Genomic DNA, 8,132 nt, shown 5'->3' on the forward strand with positions numbered 1-8,132 from the left:
GCTCTGGTAATTCTGAGCTGCCTTTTATACTTAATGGGTTAACTGATGGCTTATCTGGAAACCAAGTTTTCGAGGCTTGGTGAGATGGGTATTTTCCAGTTTTTGCTTTAAGGTAATGCGTTCCAGGTCGCTGATGTCCTGCCCCATCAGGTCGTTGTTAACGGCTGCTACCATGGCACTTTCGATGATAATGCGCAGGGTACGGTCCGTGATCACGTTTTTGGCGATGTTGGTGATCTCATCGTAAGGCAGGTCGAGTTGTCTTACCCCCTCAATACAATAGTGCTTGTCGATGTTTACCAGCATGCGGCCCACCAGGTAACCGGGGTCATCCAGCCTGTTATACTTTATAGTGTCGGCCATAAAGTTGTACGCCATAATATGCCCGAAAAACCTGCGCCTGAAATCTTCCTCAATGTAGTCGTTGCGCATCAACTCGTAGTCATCTGGAAAGGTAACAATGTTCGAGTGCATTACAAACACCAACAGGTCGCCGGAAAACTTGATATGGAACTCATGCTCGTTCACGTTACGGTACTCTATCACCACATTGGCATCCTGCTTTGTAATGCGCTCCGTAAGCTCATCCACCAGTTCCTGTGAGATCTCTTTTAACTTATTGAAAGTTTGAAGGGTATTGCGGTAAATCGCCTGCTTTGTAACCGATTTTTGGTGCAGGCCATTTATGATATCATTTAATCTATCTTCCATAGTAGGTATCAGAATTTGCCAGATGTATTAAGTACCGATGTTTAAGACAGTTTGTTCTAAATAATGCGTTTATTACAGTATCTCAGATGGTTTAAACCAGCTTGTCACCTGCTTCACCCGTAAAGGCCGGAGGCGGAGACAGGGCAGGCAACTGTTGGCCAGGCAGCCTGAACGCCACTTGCCGGATTCCGGGCTTTGCATCGCCGTTTTGCAGCAACATACCTTTTGCCTGTGGCATTTGAAACACTTCCGGAATGGTGTTAACTGCGCCAGCCGGCACATGCTGCCGGTGCAGTTCCGTGAGCAACTCTTCTCTGGGCATCTTCAGTATCAGTTCGCTAAGTATGGCTTTTAACTCCTGCCGGTGCCGTACACGGTTGTAATTGGTTTTATACTTCGCGTCCTCGGCCAACTCAGGCCGGCCAAGTATACTGCACAGCCTCTTAAACTGCCTGTCATCGCCGATGGCCAACACAAGCTGCTTTTTGTCCTGGGTGGTGTAAACACTACCGTAAGGCACAATGGTGGGATGCTCCGATCCCATCCGTGCCGGCTCCTGCCCTGCCACCAGGTAAGCAGTGCCCTGGTTCGCCAGTGCCGACACAGCCGAATCCAGCAGCGATACCTGCACCAACTGCCCTTTGCCTGTTCTTTCACGGTGCAGCAGAGCCAGTAACAAACCTTCTTTTAACTGGTGCGCAGTAAGTATGTCCATCAGGGCTACTGGCATTTTGGTAGGTGGTCCGCCGGCTTCGCCGTTCAGGTGCATAAACCCGCTTTCGGCCTGCACCACTGCATCGTAGCCAGCTCTGTTGTCATCGGGTCCGTAGCCGGTAATGTGCCCGTAAATCAGTCTTGGGTTTATACTTTTAAGGGTATCATAGTCTACCTTCAGCTTTTCGGCATCGCCGGGTTTATAGCTTGCAATCACAAGATCGGCTTTGGTCACAAGTTCATAAAACTGCTGCAGTTCATTTTCCTGGGTGAGGTTTAACGCAACCGAGGTTTTCCCCCAATTGGCTGCGCAAAAATAAGCGGGCGTGTCCAGGCCGGCAGGTTCAGAGCTTAGCTTCCATGTCCGGGTTACATCGCCATTCAAGGCAGCATTTTCGATTTTGATAACCTTAGCCCCCAGTTCAGCAAAAAACTGCCCTACACTAGGGCCGGCCAGCACACTTGCCAGCTCCAATACCAGCAGGTCCTTTAAAATTGGTTCTCCTCCTGTCATCCCAGTTCAGCCATTACTTCATCGGTCAGCTCCAGGTTATGATATACTTTCTGCACATCATCGTCATCCTCCAAAGCATCGATCAGCTTCAGTATTTTCCGAACTGCCTCGGGGGCGTCTACTGCCACGGTAGTTTTTGGTAGTCGTTGCAACTCAGCTGTTTCGGTTTCCAGTTCAAGCTCCTCCACTTTTTTCTGCAGCATGCCGAAGTCTTCCATGGCGCAGTAGATCGTTACAACGTCTTCCTCAAACACCACCTCCTCGGCTCCGCCATCGGCCAGTTCCAGCATGAGTTCATCATCTGTCAGGTTAAGTTCAGGGTTGCGCTTTGCCACAAACACCCCTTTCCTGTCAAAGAGAAACTCAACAGACCCGTTTACTCCCAGACTTCCGTTGCCTTTGTTAAAAATGGTGCGAAGGTTCTGTACAGTACGGTTAATGTTATCGGTGAGGCATTCTATAAACACGGCCACCCCGTTAGAGGCGTAGCCTTCGTATGTTACGGCAGTATAATCGCCCTCGGTGCCCTCGCTTTTTTTGATGGCCCGCTCAATGTTCTCTTTGGGCATGTTCACAGCTTTGCTTGTCTGTATGGCCAGGCGCAGCCGCGGGTTTGCGTCTGGGTCGGGACCGCCCTCTTTTGCCGCTACTGTTATCTCTTTGATCAGCTTCGTAAATATTTTGGATCTTTTGGCATCCAGAGCGCCCTTTTTGCGCTTTATCTGCGACCATTTGTTATGTCCTGCCATTTTTCCTTTTTTATACTTCGGGTTAGGTGATACATCGTTGGCTTTATACTGCCAGGGCAAAAAAACTAAAAAATAAGGAAGCATGCCTAAAAAAAGAGCAGCCAGGCTAAAGCCGGGCTGCTCCCTTATGTTATATACTTATATATAATCGCTACTGTGTTTACAGCAGCATAAATATGGCATTAATAATATTTAGTCCTAACAGAATAAAAAAGTTAGGAGAGTCTTGTATAGCTCTTTTCATGACAGCAAGATTAGATTATTATACTTTATTAAGGATACACCATATACAGTGTTCACTAATCTTTACGCCACGCTACTTCAAAAGTTGCAGACAAATATGATTTTTCATATACAAATCGATGTATACATATATTAAAACATCGCAATACTTACATTTTACACAACATTTCAAAACATTAAACAAATACTATATTTTGCACCAAGACAAATAACACACAATTTAACAACGCTAAAACACCATACACTCCAAAGTATAAAATTTCCTAACACAGGCATGAATACCCAACTTACCCACACATAAATCTTATATTTATCGTATCTTTACCTAGCTAAATAGTGCCTGCCCCAAAAGCAGGACCCGATGTTTTAAATTAAATTGCTATACCTTGGATTTCCATTCGTTTAACCTACACGATGATGTACTGACCGGCATCGACTCGATGGGTTATAGACAACCGACCCCTGTGCAGGAACAGGCTATTCCGCTGATACTGGAGCACAAAGACATGATTGCCTGTGCCCAGACCGGTACCGGTAAAACAGCGGCCTACCTGTTGCCCCTGATCGACCGCATCTCGCATGAAGGCTTTAAGCACACCAGCACGCTTATACTTGTGCCTACCCGTGAGCTGGCCAAACAGATTGATGAGCAGGTGGAGGGATTCGGTTACTTCGCTTCTGTAAGCTCTATCGCCATTTATGGCGGTAGCAAGGGAGGCGACTGGGACCAACAGAAAAGGGCGCTGACAACAGGCGCTGACATTATCATTGCCACCCCTGGCCGACTACTGGCTCACATGGCCATGGGCTACGTGAAACTCGATCAGTTGAACCATCTGGTGCTAGACGAGGCGGACAAGATGCTGGACATGGGCTTTATGGATGACCTTCTGAAGATCATCTCGCAGTTGCCTAAAGAGCGTCAAACCCTGCTTTTCTCGGCTACAATGCCTAAAAAGATCCGTGACCTGGCACAGCAGATCCTGCAGAACCCCGCAGAAGTGAACCTGGCTATTTCCAAGCCAGCTGCTGGCATAGATCAGCGCCTGTACCTGGCCTATGACAACCAGAAACTGCCGCTGCTGGAGCACTTGCTGCAGGAACAGGATGTACAAAGTATGATCGTGTTTACCTCGCGCAAATCTAACGTGAACCAGATCGTGCGTTCGCTGCGCAAAATGGGCTTTGAAGCAGAAGGCATCCAGTCTGACATGACACAGGAAGAGCGTGAGCGTGCTTTGCAAGGGTTTAAGAACAAGCAATACCAGATACTGGTTGCCACAGACATTCTCTCCAGGGGCATCGACATCGATAGCTTAAGCCACGTGGTTAACTTTGACATGCCACAGGATGCCGAAGATTACGTGCACCGCGTTGGCCGTACGGCACGCGCCGCCTCTACCGGTGTTGCCATCACGTTTGTGAATGAGAAGGACATGTTCCGTGTGCAAAAAGTAGAGAGCCTGATAGAGCGTGAGTTGCCAAAGCTGGCCTTACCAGAGGATTTTGGTCCTGCCCCGGTTTACGACCCAAAGAAACGCCACGACGGAAGAAGCGGCAAACACCAGCGAAGCAACAAACCTGGCACTGGCGCCCAAAGAAGTGACCGCCGCAGTAAGCACCACCGAAGACCCGACAAAAAAGGAGAACCGGCTGCTGCACCCCAGGCCTCAGCCGAAGCCGGCACTACAGAAAGCGGTGGCACCAAAAAACGCAGAAACAACAGGAACAGAAACAGGAATAGAAACAGACCAAAACCACAAGCTGGCGAGCAAAGCCAGAATCCGGTATCATAACAGGAGGCAGCCCAAAGGGCTGCCTTTTCTTTTACCGTGCTTAACCAACTGGCATATACCTAACTCATACTTGTCTCGGGCATCTTAACTACACACCTATCTGTTTGAAAGGATAAAAGTATCAGCACTGTTGATGAGGCAAAGAAGTCCACGATAACCTTATCTGATCTAACCAATTGTGCTTAAACAAAACGGCCCGACAGAAAACTGCCAGGCCATCTTGTTTTAGACTCGTGATAGAGATCTTTAAAAGTAGTTATAGTCGCATTTATATGGGTAAGGTGAGAAAAATTCATACTATCAGATTATACTTACATTACGATATTTAGAAATAATAGTATAAATATTTATACATTATCAACAAATATTTTATAAAACAATCTAAGTTCGAAGTGTACCTGTTTTAGTCCAGTGTGTAAGCTACTCCGCAGTCACTAAACCCTGCAATAAATAACAAAGGAGACCCTATGGCCCCCTTTGTATACTTGTCTATATTGCTAGTCGCCTCTAATGGCCTAACTGCTTTACCAGTTTGTTGTAGATACCCAGCAGCAGGAAAGACGGTGCCCACTGGCCCACAAACAACGCTTCATCATTTTTATCCATCATCTTAAGCGAGGCCGAAACAGCCATAGAGCCCAGCGCAGCCCACAAATAAACATCAGACGGCACTCTGGCGGTATACTCTTCAATGGCAGCCGCTACCGGCCCCTCCTTTTTCTCAGGGTTATAGTTGTCTGCCTTTCTCTTTAATTCATTTGCATCCATAGTTGTACTTATTAATGGTTTAAAAATACATTTTGATAGAAACGGGAAGTAATAGGCTATTGTTTAAGCGATCACACGATTCATTTACGGCATACATTTAAAGTATGGCCGCACGGCTTACGTATATGGTTCCAGCCAATAAATAGTAAAATGCGTATATATAAGCTGAGTTATCTTTAAAACGCCATTGCCATACTTCATGAACCGCCAACACATGACCGATCAGCTCAAGACTACCCAAGGTTTTTGGGATGTGTTGGTAATTGGCGGCGGGGCGACAGGTTTGGGCATTGCCGTAGATGCTGCCTCACGGGGCTATAAAACGCTGCTACTGGAGCAGGCAGATTTTGCAAAGGGCACCTCCAGCAGAAGCACCAAATTAATACATGGCGGTGTGCGTTACCTGGCTCTTGGTCACCTGAAACTGGTGCTGGGTGCGCTAAAGGAACGTTGGCTGTTACTGCAAAATGCCCCGCACCTGGTTAAGGTACAGCCGTTTGTGGTACCGGTTTATACCTGGCGTGAGGCCTTTTTATACTTTGCCGGCCTGAAAATTTACGACCTGATGGCGGGAAAGCGCAGTTTGGGAAGTTCACAGTTTATTGGCAGGCAGGAAACACTACAGGCTTTGCCCACTCTAAAAGCAGCCGGACTGAAAGGCGGCATACGGTATTACGATTGCCAGTTTGATGACAGCCGGCTGGCTGTTAACCTGGCACAGACAGCCTCCGAAAACGGGGCCTGCATACTTAACTATGTACAGGTAACCGGTTTGCAGAAAGATGAAGCTGGCAAAGTATGCGGCGTGGTGGCACAGGACCTGGAAACAGGCTTAACGTACGAACCGAAAGCAAAAGCGGTGATAAACGCCACAGGTGTGTTTGTGGATGCCATACTTAAAATGGAGAAGCCTTATACCAAACCTCTGGTACGTCCGAGCCAGGGTGTGCACCTGGTGCTGGACCATACTTTTCTGCCGGGCAAGGAAGCCCTGATGATACCTAAAACCCCGGACGGACGTGTGCTGTTTGCTGTGCCATGGCAAGGAAAGGTGCTGGTAGGCACCACCGATACACTGCGCAACACACCTGAGCTGGAGCCTGAAGCCCTGGACCGTGAGATTGACTTTATACTTGAAACAGCCGGCGCTTACCTTACCCGAAAACCTGTACGTAGCGATGTACTGTCGGTGTTTGCCGGCTTGCGGCCATTGGCTGCCCACCAGGGCAACCCAAAAGAGAGCAAAGACATTGCCCGCAACTTCAAGGTTATACTTTCCGATAGCCACTTGACAACCATAACCGGCGGCAAGTGGACCATTTACCGCGAAATGGCTGAAAGCACCCTCGACCAGTTGATCAGGGCTGAACTCCTGCCCCCTAGGCCCTGTCGTACAACAAACCTGGCCATACACGGCCATACTTCAGAACCAAGTATAGATTCACATTTGCAGGCTTACGGAGCAGATGCTACAGCCATAGCCCAGCTAATGCAGGAAAACCCGGAGCTAACCGAAAAACTCCACCTTGCCTATACTTACACAAAAGCCGAGGTTGTTTGGGCTGTACGCCACGACATGGCCCGAACAGTGGAGGATGTTTTGGCACGGCGTCTGCGCCTGCTTTTTCTGGATGCGGAGGCTGCCCTGGAAGCGGCGCCCGTGGTAGCCACCCTGCTTGCCACTGAACTGCAGCAAACCCAGGAATGGGTCCAGAAACAGGTAAAGCAGTTCACACTTTTGGCTAGTTCGTATACTTTGCAAGGCACTCTCCCATTGCACCAAATTTAACAAATCCGATATCTAACATAAACGTTTAAACAAATTCGTGTTTAAACACCATATTTAGTTGACAAGCCAGACTTTTTTCTTTATACTTAGTATGTTGTGTGGAAACCAGCCAATGCATTATCAAGTATACATTGCTGCTATATCAATGTTTAAACAATATCAATTCACACAACTGTAAATCAATTTTCTAACCCAATCCAAAAAGAAAACCTAACTATGGGATTATTAAAGAAAGGGACTATTGCTGCCGCTTTTGTTGTTTCGTTTATGTTTGCCGGTGAGGCAGCCTTTGCACAAGACGCTCCACCTGTAACGCAGGAGCAGCTAGATGCCGTTGCATTCTCTGACGAAGAACTTGGCAAGTTTATCAAAGCCAACACCGCCGCTGTTGAGCTGCAGAAAGAAGGCCGCGAAGCCGTGGTAACCACAATCGAAGAAGCCGGCTTAACCGTAGACCGCTTTAATGAGTTGGCTCAGGCCAACCGCGAAAAAAAGCTTGACGAAGTAGCCAAGGATGATCAGGAAAAACAGGCTTTCGGCGATGTGGTACGCGCTGTTATTAAGCTGCAGCCTGAAAACAAGCAAAAAGTTGAGAAGGCCATTACCGACCAGGGCCTGACACTAGAGAAGTATAAGGAAATACACACTGCCTTCCAGAAGGATAAGGTGGTGCAGACCAAAGTACAGTTGATAATGCAAGGCAAATAATTGAAGGGTTAACTACTAAACATGAGTCATCCCGAACTTTGTAATGGGATGAAAAAGGGAAGCCTCCTGTTTTAGGGATATAGCTATATGTATCACCTAAAGACAGGAGGCTTCTATGTGTTCTGCTTCTAAAAACGCCG

7 protein-coding genes are annotated in these 8,132 nt (G+C 47.6%); 3 read left to right on the top strand and 4 right to left on the bottom strand.

Translation table 11 applies throughout. The annotated features are described in order from the left end of the window. Positions 1–30: 30 nt before the first annotated feature. The 3 genes from AC4BAP_RS16815 to AC4BAP_RS16825 all read right to left on the bottom strand — a co-directional run bounded on the left by AC4BAP_RS16815 (position 31) and on the right by AC4BAP_RS16825 (position 2,772). Complete coding sequence (locus AC4BAP_RS16815) at positions 31–711, bottom strand: hypothetical protein (protein WP_490583834.1); 681 nt, start codon at positions 709–711, stop codon at positions 31–33. Between the two features lie 91 nt (positions 712–802). Continuing rightward, positions 803–1,939: a CaiB/BaiF CoA transferase family protein gene (locus AC4BAP_RS16820; RefSeq protein WP_490583835.1), complete on the bottom strand. Its 1,137-nt coding sequence runs from the start codon at positions 1,937–1,939 to the stop codon at positions 803–805. Further along, entirely contained in the window at positions 1,936–2,772 is an 837-nt protein-coding gene (locus AC4BAP_RS16825; protein ID WP_490583836.1) for a YebC/PmpR family DNA-binding transcriptional regulator, read from the bottom strand. Before AC4BAP_RS16825 ends, AC4BAP_RS16820 begins: the two co-directional genes overlap by 4 nt. Positions 2,773–3,371: 599 nt before the next feature. On the opposite strand from AC4BAP_RS16825, the gene AC4BAP_RS16830 reads away from it, so the two are divergent. Then, positions 3,372–4,727 (top strand): DEAD/DEAH box helicase, encoded by a 1,356-nt coding sequence (locus AC4BAP_RS16830; RefSeq protein ID WP_490583841.1) that lies wholly within the window; start codon positions 3,372–3,374, stop codon positions 4,725–4,727. Between the two features lie 507 nt (positions 4,728–5,234). On the opposite strand, the gene AC4BAP_RS16835 is transcribed toward AC4BAP_RS16830, so the two are convergent. After that, positions 5,235–5,495 (bottom strand): hypothetical protein, encoded by a 261-nt coding sequence (locus AC4BAP_RS16835; RefSeq protein WP_490583837.1) that lies wholly within the window; start codon positions 5,493–5,495, stop codon positions 5,235–5,237. Between the two features lie 199 nt (positions 5,496–5,694). Between AC4BAP_RS16835 and AC4BAP_RS16840 the strand changes: the two genes are divergently transcribed. Together AC4BAP_RS16840 and AC4BAP_RS16845 are read left to right on the top strand one after the other, a co-directional pair. Beyond that, the gene (locus AC4BAP_RS16840; protein ID WP_490583838.1) at positions 5,695–7,284 is read left to right on the top strand and encodes a glycerol-3-phosphate dehydrogenase/oxidase; all 1,590 of its coding nucleotides are present in this window, start codon (positions 5,695–5,697) and stop codon (positions 7,282–7,284) included. A gap of 216 nt (positions 7,285–7,500) precedes the next feature. Further along, positions 7,501–7,992 (top strand): hypothetical protein, encoded by a 492-nt coding sequence (locus AC4BAP_RS16845; protein ID WP_490583839.1) that lies wholly within the window; start codon positions 7,501–7,503, stop codon positions 7,990–7,992. The last annotated feature ends 140 nt before the right edge of the window (positions 7,993–8,132 follow it).

It is taken from the genome of Pontibacter sp. GD7, from assembly GCF_058216375.1.